The 24,492-nt window shown below is 57.1% G+C and carries 21 protein-coding genes and 1 other RNA gene; 9 read left to right on the top strand and 13 right to left on the bottom strand.

Annotated elements, in window-relative coordinates:
• Positions 1-14: 14 nt before the first annotated feature.
• From dapC to prmB, 6 genes are all read left to right on the top strand, one after another.
• Positions 15-1,256 (top strand): succinyldiaminopimelate transaminase, encoded by a 1,242-nt coding sequence (gene dapC, locus ACZ5CE_RS04970; RefSeq protein WP_464576708.1) that lies wholly within the window; start codon positions 15-17, stop codon positions 1,254-1,256.
• A 13-nt stretch (positions 1,257-1,269) separates the two neighbouring features.
• Positions 1,270-2,091: a 2,3,4,5-tetrahydropyridine-2,6-dicarboxylate N-succinyltransferase gene (dapD, locus tag ACZ5CE_RS04965; RefSeq protein ID WP_464576707.1), complete on the top strand. Its 822-nt coding sequence runs from the start codon at positions 1,270-1,272 to the stop codon at positions 2,089-2,091.
• 96 nt (positions 2,092-2,187) lie between these two features.
• Positions 2,188-2,466: a type II toxin-antitoxin system TacA family antitoxin gene (locus ACZ5CE_RS04960; protein WP_464576706.1), complete on the top strand. Its 279-nt coding sequence runs from the start codon at positions 2,188-2,190 to the stop codon at positions 2,464-2,466.
• A gap of 2 nt (positions 2,467-2,468) precedes the next feature.
• A complete protein-coding gene (locus tag ACZ5CE_RS04955; RefSeq protein ID WP_464576705.1) occupies positions 2,469-2,972 on the top strand; it encodes a GNAT family N-acetyltransferase in 504 nt (167 codons plus the stop codon).
• A gap of 922 nt (positions 2,973-3,894) precedes the next feature.
• Positions 3,895-5,031, top strand: a complete 1,137-nt coding sequence (gene dapE / locus ACZ5CE_RS04950) for a succinyl-diaminopimelate desuccinylase (RefSeq protein WP_464576704.1) — start codon at positions 3,895-3,897, stop codon at positions 5,029-5,031.
• A gap of 108 nt (positions 5,032-5,139) precedes the next feature.
• Positions 5,140-6,036, top strand: coding sequence for a 50S ribosomal protein L3 N(5)-glutamine methyltransferase (gene prmB, locus ACZ5CE_RS04945; protein WP_464576703.1), 897 nt, complete (start codon positions 5,140-5,142; stop codon positions 6,034-6,036).
• 18 nt (positions 6,037-6,054) lie between these two features.
• On the opposite strand, the gene rluB is transcribed toward prmB, so the two are convergent.
• From rluB to ffs, 5 genes are all read right to left on the bottom strand, one after another.
• Complete coding sequence (gene rluB, locus ACZ5CE_RS04940; protein ID WP_464576702.1) at positions 6,055-6,849, bottom strand: 23S rRNA pseudouridine(2605) synthase RluB; 795 nt, start codon at positions 6,847-6,849, stop codon at positions 6,055-6,057.
• A 444-nt stretch (positions 6,850-7,293) separates the two neighbouring features.
• Entirely contained in the window at positions 7,294-7,902 is a 609-nt protein-coding gene (gene recR / locus ACZ5CE_RS04935; protein WP_464576701.1) for a recombination mediator RecR, read from the bottom strand.
• 343 nt (positions 7,903-8,245) lie between these two features.
• Entirely contained in the window at positions 8,246-8,569 is a 324-nt protein-coding gene (locus ACZ5CE_RS04930; RefSeq protein ID WP_464577433.1) for a YbaB/EbfC family nucleoid-associated protein, read from the bottom strand.
• A 16-nt stretch (positions 8,570-8,585) separates the two neighbouring features.
• Positions 8,586-10,376 carry a DNA polymerase III subunit gamma/tau gene (dnaX, locus tag ACZ5CE_RS04925; protein ID WP_464576700.1) on the bottom strand — a complete coding sequence of 597 codons (1,791 nt, stop codon included), beginning with the start codon at positions 10,374-10,376 and terminating at the stop codon, positions 8,586-8,588.
• 157 nt (positions 10,377-10,533) lie between these two features.
• Positions 10,534-10,632: signal recognition particle sRNA small type (gene ffs, locus ACZ5CE_RS04920), an RNA gene on the bottom strand.
• Positions 10,633-10,989: 357 nt separating this feature from the next.
• On the opposite strand from ffs, the gene ACZ5CE_RS04915 reads away from it, so the two are divergent.
• Positions 10,990-11,412, top strand: coding sequence for a hypothetical protein (locus ACZ5CE_RS04915; RefSeq protein WP_464576699.1), 423 nt, complete (start codon positions 10,990-10,992; stop codon positions 11,410-11,412).
• Positions 11,413-11,438: 26 nt separating this feature from the next.
• Here the strand turns inward: ACZ5CE_RS04915 and ACZ5CE_RS04910 are convergent, their stop codons facing one another.
• The 8 genes from ACZ5CE_RS04910 to clpB all read right to left on the bottom strand — a co-directional run bounded on the left by ACZ5CE_RS04910 (position 11,439) and on the right by clpB (position 21,794).
• Positions 11,439-12,563, bottom strand: a complete 1,125-nt coding sequence (locus ACZ5CE_RS04910) for a glycosyltransferase family 2 protein (protein ID WP_464576698.1) — start codon at positions 12,561-12,563, stop codon at positions 11,439-11,441.
• Complete coding sequence (locus ACZ5CE_RS04905) at positions 12,556-13,815, bottom strand: O-antigen ligase family protein (protein ID WP_464576697.1); 1,260 nt, start codon at positions 13,813-13,815, stop codon at positions 12,556-12,558. The genes ACZ5CE_RS04910 and ACZ5CE_RS04905 overlap by 8 nt, the downstream gene beginning before the upstream one ends.
• A gap of 74 nt (positions 13,816-13,889) precedes the next feature.
• Positions 13,890-14,669 carry an FkbM family methyltransferase gene (locus tag ACZ5CE_RS04900; RefSeq protein WP_464576696.1) on the bottom strand — a complete coding sequence of 260 codons (780 nt, stop codon included), beginning with the start codon at positions 14,667-14,669 and terminating at the stop codon, positions 13,890-13,892.
• A gap of 366 nt (positions 14,670-15,035) precedes the next feature.
• Entirely contained in the window at positions 15,036-16,001 is a 966-nt protein-coding gene (locus ACZ5CE_RS04895; protein WP_464576695.1) for a glycosyltransferase family 2 protein, read from the bottom strand.
• 64 nt (positions 16,002-16,065) lie between these two features.
• A complete protein-coding gene (gene bamC, locus ACZ5CE_RS04890; RefSeq protein WP_464576694.1) occupies positions 16,066-17,172 on the bottom strand; it encodes an outer membrane protein assembly factor BamC in 1,107 nt (368 codons plus the stop codon).
• Between the two features lie 276 nt (positions 17,173-17,448).
• A complete protein-coding gene (tnpA, locus tag ACZ5CE_RS04885) occupies positions 17,449-17,880 on the bottom strand; it encodes an IS200/IS605 family transposase (RefSeq protein ID WP_464576693.1) in 432 nt (143 codons plus the stop codon).
• A gap of 110 nt (positions 17,881-17,990) precedes the next feature.
• On the bottom strand, positions 17,991-18,884 hold the full coding sequence (gene dapA / locus ACZ5CE_RS04880; protein ID WP_464576692.1) for a 4-hydroxy-tetrahydrodipicolinate synthase: 894 nt from the start codon (positions 18,882-18,884) through the stop codon (positions 17,991-17,993).
• A 300-nt stretch (positions 18,885-19,184) separates the two neighbouring features.
• A complete protein-coding gene (clpB, locus tag ACZ5CE_RS04875; RefSeq protein WP_464576691.1) occupies positions 19,185-21,794 on the bottom strand; it encodes an ATP-dependent chaperone ClpB in 2,610 nt (869 codons plus the stop codon).
• A 199-nt stretch (positions 21,795-21,993) separates the two neighbouring features.
• Between clpB and nadC the strand changes: the two genes are divergently transcribed.
• Together nadC and ACZ5CE_RS04865 are read left to right on the top strand one after the other, a co-directional pair.
• Positions 21,994-22,872: a carboxylating nicotinate-nucleotide diphosphorylase gene (gene nadC / locus ACZ5CE_RS04870; RefSeq protein ID WP_464576690.1), complete on the top strand. Its 879-nt coding sequence runs from the start codon at positions 21,994-21,996 to the stop codon at positions 22,870-22,872.
• Between the two features lie 438 nt (positions 22,873-23,310).
• Entirely contained in the window at positions 23,311-24,492 is a 1,182-nt protein-coding gene (locus ACZ5CE_RS04865) for a glycosyltransferase family 4 protein (RefSeq protein ID WP_464576689.1), read from the top strand.

Below are 24,492 nucleotides of genomic sequence, written 5' to 3'. Positions count from 1 at the left end.
CCGCAGGATACAAATTGAACCCGAACCTCGACCGCCTGCAACCCTATCCATTCCAGAAGCTCAACAAGCTGTTCGCAGAAATTACGCCGAACCGGGATTTTTCGCCCATCAGCCTGCATATCGGCGAGCCCAAGCATGCGACCCCTGATTTTATCCGCAGCACGCTGGCGGATAATCTTTCCCTGATGGCGCACTATCCCACCACGCTCGGTGCTGCCTCGCTGCGGGTCAGCATCGCAGCATGGCTGATCCGGCGCTACCGCTTGCCCGGCATCGATCCCGACCTGCAGATCATTCCCGTCAACGGCAGCCGCGAAGCCTTGTTTTCAATCGCGCAGGCGGTGATAGACTCCTCGCGGCCCGGTGCGGCAGTGGTTTGTCCCAATCCGTTTTACCAGATTTATGAAGGCGCCGCACTGCTCGCCGGCGCGACCCCCCACTTTCTGAATACGCTACCCGAAAACGGCTATGCCCTCGATTACGAGGAGTTGCCGCAGGACATCTGGTCGCGCACCCAACTGGTTTATGTCTGCTCCCCCGGCAATCCTACCGGCAAGGTCATGCCGATGGACGCCTGGAGGCAACTCTTCGAGCTGTCGGACCGATATGGTTTTGTCATCGCCTCGGACGAATGCTACGCAGAAATCTACTTCGACGAAGCCACGCCGCCGCTCGGCGCCCTGCAGGCCGCCCATCGGCTTGGACGGCATGATTTTCGCCGGCTGCTGGTCTTCAGCAGCCTGTCGAAAAGATCGAACGTACCGGGCATGCGTTCGGGATTCGTAGCGGGCGATGCTGCGATACTGAAAAAATTCCTGCTCTATCGCACCTATCACGGCAGCGCGATGAATCCGGCGGTGCAAGCCGCAAGCGAAGCGGCATGGAACGACGAGGCGCATGTCGTCGAAAACCGGCGCCTGTACCGCGAAAAATTCGCAGAGGTCGTCGGGCTGCTGGCTGGAACCCTGCCGGTATCCATGCCCGACGCCGCTTTTTACCTCTGGTTGAATACGCCCGGCAGCGATATCGAATTCACCGAACGGCTTTATCGCGATTATAATGTAACGGTTCTGCCAGGCAGCTATCTCGCACGCTATGCCAGTGGAATCAATCCGGGCAAAGATTTCGTGCGCGTCGCGCTCGTGGCGCCACTGGCGGAATGCGTCGAAGCAGCGCAACGCATGGCCATGCTTGCGGCCGATCTGCAGCGCGAGCAGCGCGGAAAATCCACGCCCGGAAAAATATCTCACGCATAGAAAAAGGAAAATCATGGATGAGCTCCAAAGCACTATTGAGGAAGCATTTGAACGGCGTGCCGGAATTACCCCCAGGAATGTCGAGGCCCGGCTGAAGGAATCCGTTGCCCAGGTGCTGGAGATGCTCGACAGCGGCAAGCTGCGGGTAGCGGAAAAAATCGATGGCGAATGGAGTACGCGTCAATGGGTTAAGAAAGCGGTGCTGCTTTCATTCCGGATCGAGGACAACAGCTTTATAAAGGGCGGCTTTTCCAATTATTACGACAAGGTTCCGTCGAAGTTTGCGGACTACAGTTCCCGGGATTTCCGCAATGGCGGCTTTCGGGTCGTGCCCCCCGCGGCCGTGCGCAAGGGAGCATTCATTGCCGGCAATGTCGTGCTGATGCCCTCCTACGTCAATATCGGCGCCTATGTCGACGAAGGCGCCATGGTGGATACGTGGGCCACGGTGGGCTCCTGCGCCCAGGTCGGGAAAAATGTGCACCTTTCCGGTGGGGTCGGCATCGGAGGCGTATTGGAGCCGGTCCAGGCCAATCCCACCATCATCGAAGATAATTGCTTCATCGGCGCGCGGTCGGAAATCGTCGAAGGCGTCATCGTCGGTGAAAATTCGGTGATTTCCATGGGCGTCTATATCGGCCAGAGCACCAGGATCTATAACCGGGAAACCGGCGAGGTCAGCTATGGCCGCATACCTCCCGGTTCCGTGGTGGTTTCCGGCAGCCTGCCGTCCGCCGACGGCAAATACAGCCTCTACTGTGCGGTCATCGTGAAGCAGGTGGATGCGAAAACACGGGCAAAAACCGGTATCAACGAATTGCTGCGCGGGATTTGAAAGCCACACTTCCCAGCCGGCGGGCATCTGTATTGACAACTACTATACACTACTGTATATCGGTATATCTGTTGTATATACAATTTGGATTAACCTATGCGTGATGCCGCCATCAACCTCCGGGCGCGTCCCGAGCAGCGAGACCTCATCGACCAGGCCGCGCAATTGCTCGGCAAGAACCGCTCCGACTTCATGCTCGAAGCCGCCTGCGACAAAGCGAAGTCCGTACTGCTCGACCAGGTGTTCTTCGATCTGGATGCCGCGAAGTTCCAGCAGTTCACCAGGCTGCTCGATGCACCGCCCGCCCATAATCCGGGGTTGGAACGCCTCATGGCGGTCAAGACACCCTGGGACAGGAAACCGGCAAAGGGCTGAGCTTGCAGTTCAATCCGCCGGAGCCACTTACCGCTTTGCATCGGCTGGATGACTTCGAGTGTGGCGAAGCCTCACTTGATGACTGGATCAAGCGGAGGGCGTTGGCCAATCAGTTGAGTGGCGCAAGCCGCACCTTTGTCGTCACCGATGAAGAGGGCAATGTCCGCGGCTATTACGCCATGGCAGTTGGTGCAGTTTCGCACCGACTGGCAACCAGCGGCGTGCGGCGCAACATGCCTGACCCGATTCCTGTCATGATCCTCGCCCGGCTCGCGGTCGACCGGAGGATGCAGAGACTACACCTGGGCGCGGCCTTGCTGCAGGATGCCGTCAACCGCGCAGTGGCCGTATCGCAGAATGCAGGGGTGAGAGCATTGCTTGTGCACGCACTTCATGAAAAGGCGAAGCAGTTCTACGAGCACTATGGGTTTCAACCCTCACCTACGCACCCGATGACGCTCATGCTGCGCTTGAGCAGTGCCCTCCTTGAAGACCATGCGCGATAGCGTACTACTAACCCACAGTAATGTCTGAAGGACCAACATGAATAATGGTGCGTGCCACGTTCGTTTCCTCAATGGTATTCCAGAATTTCGATATTTGCTGGATCGGTGACGTAGGTGTACAAGCCGATGCCCATCAAAGTCATCACAGCCGTGGATCAGCTGCAGTTTCTTGTCAGTCTACAGGGAAGTTCCAAGAGCATCTTTATGTTCTTTCCTCTATGAATTCACACACATCCACGAAGGCTCAGATATGAAGCTAGCATAGCAACCGCCCGACCGTTACGTCAATCGCAACAGCTGAAAGAGAATTTCAGCCTCTGGCGCAACTGTAACGCCAACAACCTTCCTTCTATTGCTGTTTCAGGAGCACCGGTGCTTTCATCTCCTCAGGTAGATCGCCGTAAGCTGCACACAAGCTTGCCCGAGCTCACCGCTGGTTGTGATCCAAGCTTGGCGGTCGATGGCTCTTTGTCCCGGCGTGAACCACCTTTATATCGGGCAGCCGTAACCCAACCCGACTTCAAAGCGACTCGGTCGCCACGATCCGTCCACGCGGCCCGAAAATCGATCGATTTCTCGCGACGCAGCCCAAAGACCTCCTGCTGCCAAGATTGCCCGGCTTCTTGTGCTCCCCTTGCAGCCCTGCCGACGATAAGCTGCGTGATCATCACGCTCGCGCATGATTTGATGGTAAACACCATCAAGTTCTATCAACACCACAAAAATCTATCGACGGCGCATGACGTGGACTGATACCTCGCTGTTAGCCGCGTTAACGGTGTGCGCTCCGGACAATTTCAGTATGCTGCAACTCGTGCAAGAACGTGTTGGCATTGGCGCGATGCAACGAGGCTGAAACGCAACGCGGTACCAGTTATAATTTATGGACCGACCGATGATTCCTTTTTGGAAAAAACACGACATGCAAAATGACACGCTGACTCTCGCCCAGGAGCTCATCGCCCGCCGTTCGTTCACGCCCTCCGATGCCGGCTGCCAGGATATTCTTATCCGACACCTGGAAAAGATGGACTTCCGCATCGAGAAAATTCGCTGCGGAGAAGTCGATAACCTATGGGCGCGGCGCGGAAGCATCGGGCCGCTGATATGTTTTGCCGGCCATACCGACGTGGTGCCGACAGGCCCCCTGGAAAAATGGGAAAGCGATCCCTTTACGCCGGAGATCCGGGACGAGAGGCTTTATGGGCGCGGCGCGGCGGATATGAAGGGCTCGCTCGCGGCCTTCGTTACCGCGATCGAAGCCTTTGTAGCCGAGCATCCCGGCCACCGCGGCTCCATCGCGCTGCTGGTGACATCCGATGAAGAGGGCATCGCCATAGACGGCACCGCAAAGGTGGTCGATAGACTCAAAGCGCGAGGTGAACTGATCGATTATTGCATCGTCGGCGAACCCACCTGCGTGGATGATCTCGGCGACACCATAAAAAATGGCCGGCGGGGATCCTTGTCCGGCACGTTGACGGTAAAGGGCATACAAGGCCACATTGCCTACCCTCATCTTGCAAAAAACCCCATCCACCTCGCGGCTCCGGCTATCGCCGAACTCGCGCAGACTGTATGGGACGAGGGCAACGAATTCTTCCCTCCCACGACCTGGCAGATTTCCAATATCGCCGGTGGCACCGGTGCCACCAACGTCATACCGGGCGAAGTCGCCATCCTGTTCAACTTCCGGTTTTCCACCGCCAGCACGGTCGAATCGCTGCAGGCGCGGATGCACGGCATCCTGGACCAGCACCATCTCGATTATGACATCAAGTGGGAGTTCTCAGGCAAGCCCTATCTCACGCCCGGAGGCAGCCTGGTGGATGCGATAAGCCGTGCGATCATGGCCGTGACGGGGATCGAACCCGCGCTTTCGACATCTGGTGGCACATCGGATGGACGATTCATCGCCGATATCTGCCCGCAGGTAGTGGAAATGGGACCGCGTAATGCAACCATCCACAAAATCAACGAGTACGTGGAAGTGAGGGATCTGGAACAGTTGCCGCAGATTTACCGGATGACGCTGGAAAACCTGCTATTGAAGACATAAGCGGGGCATATGATCCCGAAACCTTCCTTCCTTTAAGGAAATCCTGATTGTGAATCAACGCACCGGGTGATCCGAATCTCTTGTCAGAGTCAATCGGAAATTTCTCCCATGTACAATGAAGCAGGCAATCAGCTCCAGACCGTTCGAGACCTGCTGCGCTTCGCGGTAAGCCGCTTTACCGAAGCGAGGCTGTTTTTTGGGCATGGCTTGGCATCCGCGTATGACGAAGCGGCCTATCTCATTCTCCATTCGCTCCACCTGCCGCCAGACCAGCTCGATCCCTTCCTGGATGCACGTCTCACCACCACCGAACGGGCGCAGGTTTTGCATGTCATCGAGCGCCGCGCCACCGAAAAAATACCGGCTGCCTATCTGACAAACGAGGCCTGGCTGGGAGATTTCTGTTTTTACGTTGATGAGCGCGTGATTGTACCGCGCTCGTTCATTGCCGAGCTGTTGCGCGAGCAACTCGCGCCCTGGTTGCAGGAGCCTGACACCGTCCGCTCGGCACTCGACCTTTGCACCGGATCGGGATGCCTTGCGATACTCCTCGCACATGCTTTCGAAAATGCCGCCATCGATGCATCCGACATCTCGGAAGACGCACTGCAGGTCGCCGCAAAAAACGTGGCGGACTATGAGCTGCAACATCGGATCACTCTCGTGCAATCCGACCTTTTCAATGGCTTGGCGGGCCACCGGTATGACCTGATCGTGAGCAACCCGCCTTACGTCAATGCAGCTTCCATGGCGGCCCTCCCGGAGGAATACCGGCATGAGCCGCGCAGCGCCTTGTTGAGCGGGGTCGACGGGTTGGATGCGATCCGCGCAATCCTGCGCGAAGCCGCGACCCATCTCACCGAAAATGGAATACTCGTGGCCGAAATCGGCCATAACCGGGCCGAACTTGAAAAAAACTTCCCCCGCACGCCTTTTACCTGGCTCGAAACCAGCGGGGGAGATGAATTCGTGTTCCTGCTGAGGCGCAACGAGATCCCGAAGTAATCTTCCAAACCAGTCTCGTCAGCCCTGATTGCCCTCCACCAGCGCCAGCAGGCGCCTTGCTTCAACCTCATCCAGTTCCATCCATTTGCCGCGCTTCAGGCGCGGGGGCAGGTTGATGGGGCCGAACCGCACCCGCATCAGCCGGCTGACCGCCATCCCGACACTTTCGAACATGCGGCGCACCTCGCGATTGCGGCCTTCCTTCAACACCACCCGGTACCAATGATTGGAACCCTCGCCACCCTGGTCCGACAATTGATCGAACCTGGCCAGTCCGTCCTCCAGCTCGATACCGGCGGTCAATCTTTCCACGGCTTCCGGCGTGAGGCGGCCTATGATGCGCACCGCGTATTCGCGCTCGACCTCGAAGCGGGGGTGCATCAGCCGGTTGGCCAGTTCGCCGTTTGTGGTGAAGATCAGCAAGCCGCTGGTATTGTAGTCCAGTCTGCCGATGGCGATCCACTTCGATGACCGCAGTTGCGGCAGCCTGTCGAAGACGGATGGGCGGCCCTGGGGATCGTCGCGGCTGACGATTTCGCCTTCCGGCTTGTGATAGATCATCACGCGAGGCAAAGTGCCGCTGCGCCGGAAGTGGATGACGCGTTTTCCCAGCCGTACCACATCTTCGGGACCGACGCGGTCCCCGATTTTGGCAATTTTTCCATTGATGGTGGCCTGCCCTGCGGCAATCAGCTCTTCCATTTCGCGGCGCGATCCCAGGCCCGCCTGGGCCAGCAGCTTCTGGAGCTTATGCGTGGCCGGGCCGGCGCCGGATGCGGGAGGAACGGAAGGATGAGCGGACACTGCCGGCACAGAAATTATTTTCCTGGTCCCCCTTCTCCTAGCCGTGCGGGAAGATTTGGGCCCTTTCACTGCCGCCGTGGCGGCTGAAACAGCCGCAGCGGCCGGCTTGCGCGGTCTTGGCGCAACCTTTGGCGAGATGGTCTTCATTCAACCTGAATCCGGCAGTAGCAATTGGATAGGGAGTGGAGTGTGCGGTTTCTAGAGTGCAGGGCAAGGTGCTACGACGCGCAATGGCCATTCCATTCCAAAGAGTCGCAACGCAGTCATGTGCCGCAAAAATCGCGCAGTCCGCGCTGTAGCGAACTCATCATACAGGTAAGCGTCGAGTACCGCGGAAAGTCTTGGTGGATCATGGTTCCAAACTGGAAATGACCGGTCAACTGCCGGATTCAGGTTCAACCCTTGAGCCAGGGAACTTCCGGCAGCGGGCCACATAGATTATGCGGGAGCCTCCTATAGCTCCCTGCGCTCGATCATCGCCTGCGCGAGCGTGCCACTGTCCACGTGCTCCAGCTCGCCCCCCACGGGCAAACCGCGTGCAATGCGGCTGACCTTCGCCCCTTTGCCGTGGAGCAGCTCGCCGATATAGTGAGCCGTCGCCTCTCCTTCCACGGTGAAATTGGTGGCAAGCACGACCTCGCGCACCACCTGATCCCGAACCGGATCCTGTATCCGCTTCAGCAAGCGGTCGAGATGAATGTCCCGGGGGCCGACACCGTCCAGTGGAGAAAGTCTTCCCATCAGCACGAAGTACATGCCCTGGTAGCAGTGCGCCTGCTCCATCATCAGCAGATCCGCGGGCATCTCCACGATGCAGAGCATGGTCGCATCGCGCCGGGGAGATCGGCATAGTTCGCATACCGGCTCTTCGGTAAAATTATTGCACTTCTCGCAGTGCCTGATGTACTTCAACGCATAATCCAGCGAGGTGGCGAGGCGTTGCGCGCCGGCGTGATCGCGTTGCAGGAGATGGTAGGCCATGCGTTGCGCCGAGCGCGGACCCACGCCCGGCAGACAGCGCAAAGCTTCCATCAAATCCTGGAGACCGGCAGGCGCCTTCATGGCTGGCCCGGCCATATTCCCGGTTCACCGTCCTTTCCGATCAATCTGTTATTCATCCGCGACCGCAACCGCAAGCTAGGGCCTGCTAACACTTGTTTCACACCCGCGTTGCTGCGCGAAAAAACGTGAGAATAAGGCGCGAAGCGCAGGGCATAGGGGCCTATGCCCAAGATTTGCAACGCCGTCCCCGCGTTTTTTCGTGCGCAACCCAGAGGAACGGGATGGAATTTCACCCAACCCATCGTTGCTCGCCGCTTGCAGAGCTTACTCTGCCGTGCAGCTCGTGCCTTGTTCTGATTGAAATCCATCACCGTCGTGGGTGCGAAACAAGTGTTAACAGGCCCTAGAACGGTAATTTCATTCCCGGAGGCAGGGTCAGGCCGGACGTCAGGCCTGCCATCTTTTCCTGGGCGGTGGTTTCCACCCGCCTCACCGCATCGTTCACCGCGGCGGCGATCAGATCTTCCAGCATGTCCTTATCATCACCCATCAGGCTGTCGTCGATGGTGACGCGCTTCACATCGTGCCGGCAGGTCATCACCACCTTGACCATTCCCGCCCCGGACTGGCCTTCAACTTCGATCGACGCCAGCTTCTCCTGCATGTTTTTCATGTTTTCCTGCATCTGCTGCGCCTGCTTCATGAAATTGCCCAAGCCGCCTTTCATCATTTTCTTGCCTCCACTATTGAATGGGGTTTATCGAGGAAACGATCAGCCTTGCGTCGAAATTTTCCACCAGGTCGCGCACGAAGGGATCGGATTCGATGGCTGCAATAGCCTGCATCTGCTTTTCCTGTTTTTCGCGATTCTCCTGTTCCGCGGGCGTCATGCCTGTCCCGTCCCCAATCGAAAATTTCAGGCGCAACGGTCTGCCCGCATGCTCGCTTAGCACGGCCTTCAATTTATCCTGGTAACCGAGCAAGTGGCTGCTCGCCTTCGGTATCGCGAATTCGATTTCGTGTACCAAGACGTTCTTCACTTCACAATGCTGCGCCAGCTCTTTCGCCATACCGCTCAATTTCAACTGGCCTATGGCCGTTGCCCAGTCGCCGCTGAACAGATCCATGGCGCAATCCAGTCCCGCTGGCATGCGTGCCTTCCCTGCTGCTTCTCCCGATATCGCTGCCGTCCTTGCACCCACCGCGGTTTTCACCTTGCCTGCAGCGCCCGCCATGCCTTCAGCGTCTGCAATCACCGCCGGAGATTGCCCTGGGCTTCGTTCCGGGCTGGATGTGTTCCGCGCCGATGCAACGGGCTTGACGCTTTTGACTGGGCCCGGTGGCGACGGCGGAGACCATCCCGCATTCTTATCAGTTCTGCCGCCACTCATCCGTGGGGCGGATGGAGACGACGGCATGGCGGATTTTGCATCTGCACCCGGCATATCCTCGGGGAGAAAAGCGAGCATGCGCAAAAGAGTCATGGTGAATCCCGCGTATTCATCCGGCGCACGGCTCAGGTCGCTGCGGCCCAGTATGGCCATCTGGTAGAAAAGCTGAACATCCTGCGGCGGGAATGCCGCCGCCAGTGCAAAAACGCGCTGGCGTTCTGAAGTATCTTCTCCTATGGCGGATGGCACGATCTGGGCTAGCGCAAGGCGATGCAGCAGCGTGGCGAGATCCTGCAAGGCCGCATCGAACGACAGGCTGCGAGCTTCCATCGCATCCGCAATGGCAAGCATGCCAGCGCCATCTTTTTGGGCGAGCGCATCCAGCAGATCATAGAGATAGCCTTGGTCGATGGCGCCCAGCATGTCGCGCACGCCTGTTTCTTCAATACTGCCCTCGCCAAAGGCAATGGCCTGGTCCAGGATGCTCAGGGCGTCGCGCATACTGCCTTGGGCTGCACGAGCCAGCAATTGCAACGATACAGGATCGCAGCTTATCTTTTCCTCTTCGAGCACATGCTTGAGGCGGGCCGAAATCAGTGACGGCGGGATCTGCTTCAAGTTGAATTGCAGGCATCGGGACAGGACGGTCACCGGAATTCTCTGCGGATCGGTGGTGGCAAGAATGAACTTGACATGCTCCGGCGGCTCTTCCAGCGTTTTCAGCATCGCATTGAATGCCGGTTTGGAGAGCATGTGCGCTTCATCGATGATATAGACCTTATATCGGGCAGCGGTAGGGGCATACAGCGCGTTTTCAAGCAACTCGCGCATTTTATCGACCTGAGTATGGGATGCGGCATCCAGTTCGATCAAATCGATAAAACGTCCCGCATCAATCTCATTGCAAGCCATGCACGTGCCGCACGGCGCCGGGGTTATGCCTGCCTCGCAATTGAGCGCTTTGGCGAGGATGCGCGCAATCGTGGTCTTGCCGACGCCGCGGGTCCCGGTGAACAGGTAGGCGTGGTGCAGCCGCTTCTGCTCCAGCGCATTGGTCAGCGCCCTGACGACATGCTCCTGCCCGATCAATTGGGAAAAGCTCCTGGGGCGCCACTTACGGGCAAGAACCTGGTTCTGCGACACGATATCGAGAAAACGGGAAAAGGAAAATGAAAACGCTATTGTAGCCCGACGGCTGTCAGGCTGCTCTCCGGCGGCCTTGATTCATGGAAATTTCCTGCCTTCCGTTGCCATGCCGGGCCTGAAGCGATCCGGGCGACCCAGGCAATCCGGCAATAGGGGTGGCGAGCCCGACCCCCGGCACTTGCAGAAAATAGCTGTGGCTGCTTCCTTCCGGACCTGACCAGGTTCACTACCATGCAATGCGGGGAGGCCCGCCATATGAAACTGGATAAAACGTGGATGAAACTTCGACGAAGCACCAATGAAGCGGCCAAAAAATCGGCATGGCGGATCAGCGAATGGAAGCGCGAGCCCCGCATCATCACTTGCGTTATTGTGCACTGAATTGCCGCCGGAGTCCATTGCCATGACGCCGCCTGGAGCGTGCAGCCGGTCTCTTCGAAAAACGGCGGATCGTACTTCCGTACAGATGTACTTCGGTCCAATTGTAGGCCTACGGCATATCCGTAAGATATTCGCTCATGGCTCCTGGGATTTCTTCTTCCTCGCAAATGGTGGGATGAATGATGAAATCACAAACCGCTTACAGGAGACCGTTTAGAGGAGATTTATCATGAAAGCCCATTCCAGAAAAACCGATTCCATTCCCTCCGGAAGAACCGTTCCCGGAGAAGCGGATTCCCAGGGAGCGACAATGCCGGCGCCACAGCCCCTCCGCCGCCCCATGCATCTTCTTCTGCCCATCGCCCGCTGGAAGAGCGAAATCCTGGGCATGCTGTACAAATATGAAGAAACCGAGGCTGCGCTCCGGCAATCCGGCATCGTCCCTGAATGGGTATATTATCCCAAGCGCATCGGCACCGGCAGCATCTCGCCCAAGCCCAACTACTTGGACCTTTACCGGCTAAAAAATAGACGAATACAGCTCTGGATCAGCGCGGACATGGTTATGGCCAGGGATACGGGTTTCCGTCACTTTCTCGGCACCCTGCTGGCGGATAAAGACCTGTCGCTGGTCAAGGGTGAATCCTTATGAAAGCATGTCAACTGCCCGATTCAGGTTCAACTCTGCCATAGATCGCCAAAGAAGCTCACAATGCCTTTTGCATAACGATGATAACGGAGCGTCACCAGTTCATGCATTGCACCCGGCAGGCGGCGCCATCGTTTTAGCGGTAGCCCGCAACGAGCGCGTAAAAAAACGAGCTTGGCATCCAGGCGGCTGAGATGGCGTTCTGATTGCGGAAAGCGGCTACCGAATTTCAGCAGCCTTTCCCGCAACGCTTCAAAACAGCGAAGCGCCGGGCCATACAAGAGCGCAAAGCTTCCGCCGTGCCGCTTGCGCCGGTTGCGCCAGCCCCGCCTGGGTATTCCGATCTGGTTGGCGCTGTGCTGGCGATAGGCGATCAGCGGAACAGGCAGCGGCACCAGATGCGACACCGACCCTATCAGCAGCGAAATCCACGCATCGTGTATCCATATTTCCGGTATCGGCAGCAGCAGCTCCCGGTAGCTCGAGCGAAAAGCCATCGTCGCCCCCGTTACCACCGGATGCCTGAGCAGCACCGAGAGCGCATCATGCGCCGCAAACCGCGCCTGGTCCTTCCGCTGGAACCGTACCGTGCCCCACAGCCGCGGACCAAATGGCCGAAGATCCTGGTCCACCACGTCCGCATCGGTAAATACCGCTCCCGCTTGCGGGTCGCCGATGAATTCCTCTTCCATGCGCGCTATCTTGTCCGGATACCATACGTCATCCTGGTCGCATAAAAAGATGATATCGCCGCTGCAGGCGCGTATGGCCGCTTCAAAGTTGCGGGTCGACCCCAGCCGTTCGGCGTTTATCTGGAACCGTACCGGAAAAGACGCACGCCCGGCAAAATCCCGCACAATGGCCGCGGTCGAGTCGGTGGAAGCATCATCGAAAATGACCAGCTCATCCGGCAGCCGCGTCTGACGAAGCAGGCTCTCCAACTGCTCCCCAAGATAACGCTCGCCATTGTATGTCGCCAGTGCGATAGACAGCCGATTGCTCCCGCTCACCCTTGCCACATCGGCAATATCCCGTTCAGGAGCCACTGCCTCGTCATCGGCTATCGACTTTAAGATCGTCTGAGAAACAACGCCTTGGCCTTCTCGCACAAGGAGGACTGTCAGGCCTGGCAAGCCGGAACCGGAATCAGGCATGGGCGGGAGAACCTTTCGCACCATAAAACTGAATCCGGCCCGGCGCCTTCCAGGTAAGTCCGACCGCGGTCAGGGCCAGTAACAGGTAGAGATTCTGCCTGAATATGACCAGTACATCCGTCAGTCCAAACAGGAAGATGAAACAGAGAAATGCGGCGCCCGGTATGGCCAGATGATGCAGGCGGAGAGCCTGGAACCAGCTCCAGAGGAGAAAAGCATAAGCTGCCAATCCTGCTATTCCGATCTGCATGCCGATTTCAATCCAGTCGTTGTGATAGTGATAGGTCTCTTCATGAAATTGCAGCAGGTTTCCGTAAATCCCGTTCTTGTATGTCGGAATCGTCTTATCAAAGTAACTGGCGGCCATGCCGGTGCCGTGGCCGGAAAACGGACGCTCCGATATCCCGTGCAAGCCGACATCCCATATGGCAAGGCGATATCCCAGGCTAGTGTTGTACTTGTGCTGCTTGGAGAGCTCGATATCGCTTCTGGCCTGCATGAGCCTCTCCCGGAGGGTATCGCTTTGATACGAGAAAATCCCGATGGCGACTACCGCTACGGCCATGATACTGGCGAAAGTTTTAATATTCTTTTTATGAAGCAGAAAAACCAGGAATCCCGAGGAAATGATGGTAGCCAGGAGAATGGCCCGCGCATTCTGATGGAACTGCATGAACAAGAGCCAGAGCGCCACAATCCACCAGAGGACACGCATGGACCGGCTGTTGCTTGAACCCGCAAGAAACAGGGATAGCAGGACGCCGATAGCAAGCATGAAAGAGAAGTCCAGATAGGTGATGCCCAGGGGCGGAATACCCTGCTCTCCCATCATCAACCACTGGTATGTGCCCAGAAACAGGACCCCCACGTAGCCGAGAACCAGTCCGCCGACAGCCCACGGCAGCCGTTTCGCGCTCATCAGCGTAAAATACGGGATAAAGATGAGGAAGGCAAAGTATCTTTGCCATACCTTATGCCCGGCTTCGGGACCATCGCTATAAAGGATGCCCGCTGCCACCAGAAGGCACAGGATCAGCATGGCCTTCACGAAGGGTTCCCTTCCCACCTCCTTCAGCCGCTCCAAGCCCCCGCCCGCCACTATCCACGAGGCAATGAGCAGGTAATAGGCATATAAACTCGGTTTTTTGCTCCACAAGGCGATGCCAAAGAAGAAAAGAGCAAATTTCGCAAGGAAATCGCGGCTGGCGCAGGTATGCTGCTGGAATGCGGATAAACCGGCACGAATAGGCACTTATCAGGAAAAACTGCAGTTTGTGCAACAGCGGAAATCAACTCGCGGGTGACGAAAGATAGAGGCGGCTGCCATTATAACGTGGCCATCCGTTCGAAAACAAAACACGTTTCCCCCCAGTTCCTCGTCGTCCTGGACTTTACGCCCAGACCTGCCTGCGCCATCAGGCGTATCGCTTCCTCCTGCTCTTCAATGGTCCCCAGTTCAACGATTACCGACCTGAGCTCCGGCCTTTTGAGCGTGTTTTCCGCGCCGCGTATGATGGGAATTTCTATGCCATCGACATCTATCTTGATGTAATTGGGACAGGGAAAGTCCCACCTGGTGCAAAGATCGTCCAGCGTCACGCCAAACATGCCCTGAACATGCGCGCTGGGTATTTTCATGTGCTTCAGATCTTCCCTTCCAAACTGGGAGCGGTTACCGCCGCCGATAAATTTGGGTATATACAGCCTGGAGAACGTGCTCTGTCCGGATACCGCCACGCAATAGGCCGTGACGATGCTATCGAGCTTGTTCAAATGGATGTTTCTGTTGAGCAGGTAATAATTGGCGCACTGGGGTTCGAAAGAATAAACCCGGATTTTTTTACCGTATTTTGCCGCGGGGTACAGGGAGTATTGGCCGATATTGGCGCCGAGATCAAAAAGGCATGAGTCGGGCTGAAAGCTGTCGAGCCAATCCAGCGTATCCGGCTCCTTGATGGAATACGTCTTGGCCCGCTGCAGCGTACGCAGGTTATCCACCGCGAGGCGTATTGTCTGTCCTTTAACCTTTACCTTTGCATAGCCTCCCTTGAGTCCATAAAGCGCCACGACAAATCCGGAAAGGATATTCATCAAAAATGAATTCATGAAGGGGCGATTGATCCGGTGGAACGGGTTATCGATGCCAGGATATCGTGTTTGTATGAATCTTGCCCGGATCCAAAAATGCAGCCCCGTGCAATCAGCGGTCATGGCTGACGGGGCTGCGGCAATTCCGAATATCGTCAAAAACATCATGCCGCCATGCCTGACCCTAAAACGCGCCCCGCATGCCGTTTTTCCTTGAAATTGCATTCTTATCGAGGAAGCACTGAACAAATCACTGCTGGGCGACGGCTGCTTTGTGCAAGGGGCTGCGCAAAGAGCAGTGAGCTACGTCGCGCACCTTATGATCATCCCGATTTTACCAGCAACACGCTCGGCGAAGATTTGATCAGCGCTTCCAGCAGCCTGCTAGCGCAGCAAATCCCGACGGAAACTCTTCCAGCCATACGCATGGCGATGATAGCGCAGCGCTGCGAGCTCATGCATCGCACCCGGCAGGCGGCGCCAGCGGGAATCAGGAAGGGCTGCCCTCGCCCGCAAAAAAAGGAGCATGTCATCGATGCGCTCGATACTTCGTATCGCGCCGGGAAAACGGCTGGACAATTCTGCGAGACGCGCGCGCGCCATTTCAAAACGAGGAACCTGCGGTCCGTAAAACGCCGCGCAACCGGTTTTAACACGCTTCGATTCCCGGTTACGCCTGGGTATTCCGATCTGGTTGGCGCTGTGCTGGCGATAGGCGATCAGCGGAACAGGCAGCGGCACCAGATGCGACACCGACCCTATCAGCAGCGAAATCCACGCATCGTGTATCCATATTTCCGGTATCGGCAGCAGCAGCTCCCGGTAGCTCGAGCGAAAAGCCATCGTCGCCCCCGTTACCACCGGATGCCTGAGCAGCACCGAGAGCGCATCATGCGCCGCAAACCGCGCCTGGTCCTTCCGCTGGAACCGTACCGTGCCCCACAGCCGCGGACCAAATGGCCGAAGATCCTGGTCCACCACGTCCGCATCGGTAAATACCGCTCCCGCTTGCGGGTCGCCGATGAATTCCTCTTCCATGCGCGCTATCTTGTCCGGATACCATACGTCATCCTGGTCGCATAAAAAGATGATATCGCCGCTGCAGGCGCGTATGGCCGCTTCAAAGTTGCGGGTCGACCCCAGCCGTTCGGCGTTTATCTGGAACCGTACCGGAAAAGACGCACGCCCGGCAAAATCCCGCACAATGGCCGCGGTCGAGTCGGTGGAAGCATCATCGAAAATGACCAGCTCATCCGGCAGCCGCGTCTGACGAAGCAGGCTCTCCAACTGCTCCCCAAGATAACGCTCGCCATTGTATGTCGCCAGTGCGATAGACAGCCGATTGCTCATCCCGGTATTGATCCAGCCTGACCTTCCCTGCCTATCGGTATTGCTCTGCCTTACCGGTGTCGGATTACTTCAGTTGCTCGTACAGCAAGCCCAGTATCCGGCTCGAAGTGCTGGATTTCTCGGCCTCACCGTCCTTGTTGAGTACTTTGACTTCTGTGGCCGCCGCACCGGCCTCGCTTAACTGGACACGATACTGATCCGCCGAATCGGCATTCTCGTCTCGCCAGAATAGCAATTTTGAAAGCAAGCCGCCACCCGTCTTGTTATCCGCATCCGGGTTGATATATCGGACGAAGTAAATTCCCTGCGAACGGTCGCGATCCTCCACCGTGAACCCAACGCGGTCCAGCGCCAGCCCAACGCGCCGCCAGGCGCGATCGAATGCCTCGTTTACCGTCAGCACGCCACCCTTTTCACGATTCATGCGTGCCCGCTCCGTGTTGGCGGAACTGCCCACCATCGCCCTGGCACGTTCCTCCGCCACGCCGAATCGCATCATCAGACGGGAGAGCATCTCGGCTTCCAGCTCAGGATCCGGAGGACGAGGCTGCCAGATCGTGCGCATATTGGCTTCCAGCACTTCGTCCATGCCGCGATGACTGATGTAAATCTCGGTAACGCCGTCCTCCCCGCGCTCCAGGCGGGTGCGAAACTTGTCCCGCTCCGCGCTTGAATAAAGCGTATCAAGAACTTTGGAAAGCGCACTGCGAATCAGATCCTGTGGAATCTTTGCCCGATTTTCCGCCCAATCCGTCTCCATCACCCCGGCTTCGGGCATCTCGATTTTGATAAGAAAACCCAGGTCGTGCCAGAATTCCTTCACCACCGGCCATATCTCTTCCGGTTCGCCTTTCACCACCAGCCAGCGCTGCGTGCCGGAGCGCTCCATGCGCACGCCGGAATCATCCAGTGTCGGCAGAATGGAACTGCCGCCCGATCCCGGCTGCTTGTTACGCTCCTTGCTGTAGGCAGAAAAAGTTGCGCTTCCTGTCGGATTGATATCCGGAACGACATAGCGCTCGTCGCTGCCCGGCGTGGTCAAGTCCGGCGGCACTTCCAGCGGAGGGAGCTTTCCCGCCGATTTATAATCGATTTTCTTGCCTTCCGGCAACAGGTTGCATCCTGCCATGCTTGCCACCAGGCATACTGCAACCACAATCCGCCATTTCATATGCAACACCGGCTCCCTCTAATCATGACCGCCCAACACGAAGGAGCCAGCCAACTCTGCAGGATTGGTGCCAGCCGCCGACTGAACGGATTCGAACAGATGCCGATGCTGGTTTCCATGGACGAGGCCAGGTGGATGATCCTCGGGGAAGCTTGCTTAGATGGATCGCGAACAACGGAATATGTGGTTCCAGTTAAGTCACCTCCGGCAAAGCCGGAGGCTTAGTTCTATTAGCCCCTCAAAGGGGCAAAAAGCTGGCGCCGCCTGAAGGCGGCATCACATGCCAAGCTTGAGCTGATCATAATGTTCGTCCTCTTTCTCTTGGTGCCGGATGTATTCTCTGACCATCTCTTCATCCAGTCCTACGGTCGATACAAAATAACCACGCGCCCAGAAGTGCTCGCCCGTAAAGTTTCTTGCCTTGCCCATAAACTTCCTCGCAATCGATATCGCACTCTTGCCCTTGATATATCCCACTACATGCGATACCGCGTACTTGGGTGGAATACTGATGCACATGTGTACATGGTCCAACTGCAAGTGCCTTTCCACGATCTGGCAACCCTTCTGCTGCGCCAACTCGTGCAGCACTCTTCCAAGGTGCTTGCGTATCGCCCCAAATATCGCCTTCTTCCGCCTCTTCGGTATAAACACGACATGGTACTTATAGTCCCATGTCGTGTGCGTCAGACTCTGGTAATCTCTCATTCGATTCTCCTAGCTTTTGGTCGAGCTAAAAGAATCGGGGCGACCGCTTCACACGGTCAAACCTTACTGAGTCCCCCGGCATAGCCGGGGGATTACCTTGTTTATTTATATCATTGTATTGCTATGCCTGCGTGGGATATCGCATCCCGGACAATCTGTCCGTTTCGATCGGATAATGGCGTCAAGGGCAACCGCAGGGCCGGCCCAATCAGCCCCATCTGCGCCACCGCCCATTTCACCGGGATGGGATTAGCCTCAATAAACAGATCCTGATGCAGTTTAAGCAGCTTCCCGTTCAGGGAGCGCGCCTGGCCGAGATCGCCCGCAAATGCGGCAAGGCACATTTCATGCATGAGCCGCGGAGCGACATTGGCGGTAACCGAAATCACCCCATCCGCCCCGAGCAGCAGCAACGCGAGTCCGCTCGCGTCATCTCCGCTATAAACCGAAAACCCCTCAGGGGCACGGCATAACAGATCAAAACCTCGCCCCATATCCCCGGTGGCATCCTTGATGCCGACAATATTGGGAATTTGAGCGAGGCGCAGCACCGTCTCGTTGCTTATGTCAGCCACGGTGCGGCCGGGAACATTGTATAAAATCTGGGGAATATCCACCGCTTCCGCGATCGCTCTGAAATGTCGGTACAAACCCTCCTGGGTGGGCTTGTTATAGTAGGGCACGACCGACAGGCTCGCATCCGCGCCCGCATCTTTGGCGTACAGGGACAAGTCGATCGCTTCCCTCGTCGAATTCGCGCCGGTTCCCGCAATAACCGGAACGCGTCCAGCAACCCGTTCCACCGCCGTCCGGATTAACAGATGATGCTCATCAAAATCCACGGTGGGAGATTCGCCAGTGGTGCCGACGACTACGATACCGTCCGTTCCCTCTGTCACGTGAAAATCGATCAGCGCGTGAAAACGTTCCAGGTCCAGCTCACCCCCCTCATGCATGGGCGTGACAATGGCAACCAGGCTTCCTCTGATTACGGCACCATGCATGACAGTACCCTTAAAAAAACGTCCATTTTACCTGAATCTCGTGCCTCTCAATATAATTCCCGATTGGGGGCGCACACCCCCGCACCTTTCGACAGCAAAAAATCAAGAGCTGGCGGAGGAACAAGAACGAGCGGCCCGGGACTTCCCCCTGCAATACACGGCATCGGTAATGAAACGATGAACAATCACTTGGTCGTGGGATTCGCGCAGTCCGGGCGGCGACACCTTGCGCGCGCCGCCCGGCCCTCTCGAGGCTGTGGACCGGATTAGCACAAGGTGGAGCAAAGCAATGCTGTCTTGCTACGATTTCGCAAATAACATCACTCCGTTTTTACAATCCACCGCGATATTGTCCTTCGCTGCGAAGCGACCTTCCAATATTTCCTTGGCCAGAGGGTTCTCGATCTGCGTCTGGACCGCGCGTTTCAACGGGCGCGCTCCGAAAACCGGGTCGAACCCCGCTTGCGCCAATTCCGCCAACGCCGCATCCGATACCTGGAGATTCATCTGGAGCTTCGCCAGCCGCGCCTCCAGTTGCTGTAGCTGGATCCGCGCTATGGATTTGATATGCTTCTCGTCCAGTGCATGGAACACCACCACCTCATCGATGCGATTGATGAACTCGGGCCGGAAATAGGCTTTCACCTCACCCATCACCGCCAGTTTGATGACCTGGTAATCATCCCCCGCCATTTGCTGGATCATCTGCGAGCCGAGATTCGAAGTCATTACGATCACCGTGTTCTTGAAATCCACCGTGCGGCCTTGCCCATCCGTCATGCGGCCGTCGTCGAGCACCTGAAGCAGAACATTGAATACGTCGGGATGCGCTTTTTCGACTTCATCCAGCAGAATCACCGCGTACGGTTTCCGCCGAACCGCTTCGGTCAGATAACCGCCTTCCTCGTATCCTACATAGCCCGGAGGTGCGCCAATCAATCGGGCAACGGAATGTTTCTCCATGAACTCGGACATATCGATACGGATGAGATGATCTTCGGCATCGAACAGGAAGCCGGCCAGTGCCTTGCACAATTCGGTCTTGCCCACCCCCGTGGGACCCAGAAACAGAAACGAGCCATAAGGCCGGTTAGGGTCGGCCAGTCCCGCGCGCGAGCGGCGGATCGCATCGGACACCAGCCGAACGGCCTCATCCTGGCCCACGACCCGTTCATGCAGTTTCTCCTCCATGTGCAGCAGCTTTTCCCGTTCGCCCTGCATCATCTTGGAGACCGGAATGCCGGTCGCGCGCGATACCACCTCGGCGATCTCTTCCGCCCCCACCTGGGTGCGCAGCAGCTTCGGCCTGTTGCCGGGCGCCTCGGATTCCGCCGCTTGCTCTTCGCGCTGCTGGTTGTTGAGTTGCGATTGCAATTGCGCCTCCAGTTGCGGAAGGCGCCCGTACTGCAATTCCGAAACCTTTTGCCAGTCTCCCTTGCGCGTTGCCGCTTCTATCTCCAGCCTGACCTTTTCCATCTCTTCCTTGATATGCTGGGAGCCTTGCACCAGCGACTTCTCGGCCTTCCAGATCTCTTCGAGATCGGCATACTCGCGCTCCAGTTTCGCGATTTCATCTTCCAGCAGGCTCAGGCGTTTCTGGGAAGCCTCGTCTTTTTCCTTCCTGACGGCCTCGCGCTCGATCTTGAGCTGGATAAGGCGCCGGTCCAGCCTGTCCATCGACTCAGGCTTGGAGTCGATCTCCATGCGGATGCGGGCCGCCGCTTCATCGATGAGGTCGATAGCCTTGTCCGGCAGAAAACGATCGGTGATGTAGCGATGGGAAAGTTCGGCCGCGGCGACGATGGCGGGATCCGTGATATCGACGCCGTGATGCACCTCGTATTTTTCCTGCAGCCCGCGCAGGATGGCGATAGTCGCTTCCACCGTGGGCTCCTCCACCAGCACCTTCTGGAATCGCCGCTCCAACGCCGCGTCTTTCTCGATGTATTTGCGATATTCATTCAAGGTGGTGGCGCCCACGCAATGCAGCTCTCCGCGCGCCAGCGCGGGCTTGAGCATATTGCCCGCGTCTATCGCCCCTTCCGCCTTGCCAGCCCCCACCATGGTATGAAGCTCGTCAATGAACACGATGATGCTGCCTTCACTCTGGGCAATCTCCTTCAGGACGGATTTCAGGCGTTCCTCGAACTCCCCACGGTACTTGGCGCCCGCCAGCAACGCCGCCATGTCGAGCGACAGCACGCGCCTGTCCTTCAGGGTTTCCGGCACCTCGCCATTGACGATGCGTTGCGCGAGGCCTTCGACGATCGCCGTCTTGCCCACGCCGGGCTCGCCGATGAGAACCGGGTTATTCTTGGTGCGTCGCTGCAGTACCTGGACAGTGCGGCGAATCTCGTCATCCCGGCCGATCACCGGGTCCAGCTTGCCCATGCGTGCGCGCTCGGTCAGGTCCAGCGTATATTTCTTCAGCGCTTCACGGCTGCCCTCGGCTTCGGGACTGCCCACATTTTCTCCTCCCCTCACCGCGCTGATTGCCTGCTCCAGCGCGGCGCGACTGGCTCCGTGCTGCCGCAGCAGGTTGCCGGTTTCGCCTTTATCCTGGCATGCCGCCAGCAGGAACATCTCGGATGCGATAAATTGATCGTTCCGTTTCTGCGCTTCCTTGTCGGCAAGGTTGAGCAGATTGCCGAGCTCGCGCGAGGCATTGATTTCCCCGCCGGTACCCTCCACCTTGGGCAAGCGTTCTATGGCCCTTTTCAAGGCATCGCGCAATGGAGGGACATTGGCGCCCGCCCGCTGCAGCAGCGAGGTGGTTGAGGCGTCTTCCTGCTGCAGGAGCGCGAGCAGCAAATGCTGCGGTTCAATATAGGGATTGTCCTGGCCCACGGCGATGCTCTGCGCATCGGCCAGCGCCTGCTGGAATTTGGTGGTCAGCTTGTCGAAACGCATGGGAATTCCTTGGGTGGTTGAAAGAGTGCCTTTCTTTATATGTGGGAGCAAAACCGGAATTTCAAGGAGACACCCTTATCGGCCTGGGCTGGGAAGAGCCATTGGCGATATGGTTCGCCGTCCGGTGGCCGGGTCATCCTCTTCGGGTAGAATACGCAATCAATTGAACAAACAGGTTAACGGCAAACCGGGAGAGCTGATGGACCTTGCCATCGAAATAAGGGATAACGTGGCTCGGGCGCTAGCGGAAGACCTCGGCCCCGAAAATGCGCACGACTGGGACAGCCGCGGGGATATCACCGCACAACTGATCCCCGCAGGCGAGACCGCCGCTGCCCGTGTCATCAGCCGCCAGAACGCGGTATTATGCGGCGTTCCGTGGTTCGATGCATGCTTCGCCCGATTGTCGCCCGATACCCGGATCGAATGGTTTGCAGGGGATGGCTCCGTCATAAACCCCGGCCAGGAACTCTGCCGGATCACCGGGAAAGCACGCACGCTGCTGACGGGCGAGCGTTCCGCGCTGAACTTTCTTCAGCTGCTGTCGGCAGTCGCAACGGAAACCTCGCACTATGTCAACGCCGTCCATGGAACCGGAGTCGTCATAGTGGATACCCGAAAAACCCTGCCCGGATTGCGGCTCGCGCAAAAGTACGCGGTGAAGTGCGGTGGTGGAACGAACCATCGCCTGGGGTTGTACGATGGCGTACTCATCAAGGAAAACCATGTCATCGCGGCGGGCGGAATCATGCAGGCGTTGCGGGCTGTGGAAAAAATTGCATCGCCAGGATTATTCATGCAGGTGGAAGTGGAAACGCTGGATGACTTGCAGGCTGCGCTTCATGCCGGCGCAAAAATGATTCTCCTGGACAATTTCGATCTCGAAAGCTTGAGAAAAGCAGTGGCGCTGAACAAGCAGGCATCCGGCAAGACCGCGATACTGGAGGCATCCGGGGGAATCGCCCTGGAAAACGTTCGTGCGGTAGCGGAAACCGGCGTGGACCGCATTTCCATCGGCAGCCTCACCAAGGATATCAAGGCTGTGGATCTGTCGATGCGATTCATATCCAGAACCTGACTGGGCGATGCAACGCAGTCATGTACCGCAAAAATCGCGCAATCTGCCTGTAGCCGCCCTGTAGCGGACTCACCATGCAAGTGAACGTCAAGTACCGTGGAAAGTCTTTATGGATCATGGATCTAAACCGGAAATGAGTGATCGACTGCCGGATTTAGGTTCATACCCTGCCCCGAGGAATAACGATCCAGCAAACCTGTAAATTCTTACAGCTATTCATCCCGATAAGGGTATTCGACAATATTTGCGCCGTGTCTCGCGGTCTAGCCGTTCAAATATTCGAGATTTGACTTCGCCTGCACTCGGATGAATTAAGGAAACAACGCTGAACAAATCCTGGGTGGCGCGGCTATGGCTTTGCGGGATGGGATACGCGAAAAGCAACGAAGCGAATGGTTGTTCAGCGCTTTCTTAAGTTTGCTCACCACGCCAGCATCCATGAAAATACTCATTACCAACAATACGCTTGCAGCCTTGGGAGGTAGCGAGTGGGCAGTGGTCGACCTCGCTCGGGCTTTGGTCTCTCGAGGACATCAAGTTGCGGCATGCAGTTCGCAAATCGGCGAAGCAGGAACCCTGTTAAAAGGAATGTCGGTTCCCACAATTCTCAATCCTTTCGAGTCCCCCTTCAAGCCTGACATCATCCATGGGCAGCACCATCTGGATACCATGCGCGCTTTGTGTGCATTTCCTGGCGTGCCAGCCATCTATCATTGCCATGGATCGCTGCCGTGGGTGGAAAGACCGCCGGTTCATCCACGGCTTCTGTACTACGTCGGGATGTGTTCGGTGGTTTCAGAGCGTATTCGTTTGTCGCTTGGCTTGACCGATCAGGAAGTCATGACCATTCCTAATTGGGTCGATCTCGACCGGTTTCGTTTTGTCCGCACGCCGAGGAGAAAACCCCGGACTGCGCTGCTCTACCTGAGAAGCTTCGACCGCACCGGCTGGCATGCCTCGCAGCTTTGCAAGGCCTTCGAATCCATGGGCATCAAGCTCGATCTCTGGCTACCGCAAGGAGAGACGTGCGCGCCGGAGGTGGTGCTGCCCGAGTACGATATCGTTCTTGCATCCGGCCGATCGGCTATCGAAGCGATCGCTTCCGGATGTGCGCTCCTACCAATCAGTCCCACCGCATGCCTTGATCTTGCCGATCTAGACAACCTTGATTTACTGCGGGGTCAGAATTTTTCGCCGAGGTTAACCACAGGTCAATTCAATTCTGCATCCATTATTCAGGCCGTTTCCGCATATGATGCTGATCGAGTCGCGGCCGTAACAACCACCGTCAGGAGCAAATGCGCACTTCACGCCGCGGCAGGCGCACTGGAGGCTTTGTATACCAGGGCAATCGAGGATTTCAGCAAGCAGGACTTCCTTCCTTCATCCATATTCAAGGATGAACTGCACGCCATGGCAAGCTATATACAATCCGTCATGCCAATGGTACGAGACCGGGAAAGATTGCTTGCGGAGAATGCCGATTGCCGCCAGGCAATGGCGGTGAAGGAGCAAGCGATGGCAGCGTTCCTTGAATGCAACTCGATGCGCGTAACCAGGCCGGCAAGGGCGATAAGACAATGGCTAAGGCGAGTTGGCAGGCGGTTGAAACGTTCATGA

This window comes from Nitrosospira sp. TNL200, from assembly GCF_055386305.1.
Note: the sequence above shows the minus strand (reverse complement) of the source record. Positions and strands in the feature narration are given on the sequence as shown.

What these genes read in the sequence shown, in the direction of transcription:
- dapD (WP_464576707.1), top strand. Translation starts at nt 1,270, where the DNA reads ATGGATGAGCTCCAAAGCACTATTGAGGAAGCATTTGAACGGCGTGCC.
- ACZ5CE_RS04960 (WP_464576706.1), top strand. Translation starts at nt 2,188, where the DNA reads ATGCGTGATGCCGCCATCAACCTCCGGGCGCGTCCCGAGCAGCGAGAC.
- dapE (WP_464576704.1), top strand. Translation starts at nt 3,895, where the DNA reads ATGCAAAATGACACGCTGACTCTCGCCCAGGAGCTCATCGCCCGCCGT.
- prmB (WP_464576703.1), top strand. Translation starts at nt 5,140, where the DNA reads ATGTACAATGAAGCAGGCAATCAGCTCCAGACCGTTCGAGACCTGCTG.
- recR (WP_464576701.1), bottom strand. Translation starts at nt 7,902, where the DNA reads ATGAAGGCGCCTGCCGGTCTCCAGGATTTGATGGAAGCTTTGCGCTGT.
- ACZ5CE_RS04930 (WP_464577433.1), bottom strand. Translation starts at nt 8,569, where the DNA reads ATGAAAGGCGGCTTGGGCAATTTCATGAAGCAGGCGCAGCAGATGCAG.
- ACZ5CE_RS04915 (WP_464576699.1), top strand. Translation starts at nt 10,990, where the DNA reads ATGAAAGCCCATTCCAGAAAAACCGATTCCATTCCCTCCGGAAGAACC.
- ACZ5CE_RS04910 (WP_464576698.1), bottom strand. Translation starts at nt 12,563, where the DNA reads ATGCCTGATTCCGGTTCCGGCTTGCCAGGCCTGACAGTCCTCCTTGTG.
- ACZ5CE_RS04900 (WP_464576696.1), bottom strand. Translation starts at nt 14,669, where the DNA reads ATGAATTCATTTTTGATGAATATCCTTTCCGGATTTGTCGTGGCGCTT.
- ACZ5CE_RS04895 (WP_464576695.1), bottom strand. Translation starts at nt 16,001, where the DNA reads ATGAGCAATCGGCTGTCTATCGCACTGGCGACATACAATGGCGAGCGT.
- bamC (WP_464576694.1), bottom strand. Translation starts at nt 17,172, where the DNA reads ATGAAATGGCGGATTGTGGTTGCAGTATGCCTGGTGGCAAGCATGGCA.
- tnpA (WP_464576693.1), bottom strand. Translation starts at nt 17,880, where the DNA reads ATGAGAGATTACCAGAGTCTGACGCACACGACATGGGACTATAAGTAC.
- dapA (WP_464576692.1), bottom strand. Translation starts at nt 18,884, where the DNA reads ATGCATGGTGCCGTAATCAGAGGAAGCCTGGTTGCCATTGTCACGCCC.
- clpB (WP_464576691.1), bottom strand. Translation starts at nt 21,794, where the DNA reads ATGCGTTTCGACAAGCTGACCACCAAATTCCAGCAGGCGCTGGCCGAT.
- nadC (WP_464576690.1), top strand. Translation starts at nt 21,994, where the DNA reads ATGGACCTTGCCATCGAAATAAGGGATAACGTGGCTCGGGCGCTAGCG.
- ACZ5CE_RS04865 (WP_464576689.1), top strand. Translation starts at nt 23,311, where the DNA reads ATGAAAATACTCATTACCAACAATACGCTTGCAGCCTTGGGAGGTAGC.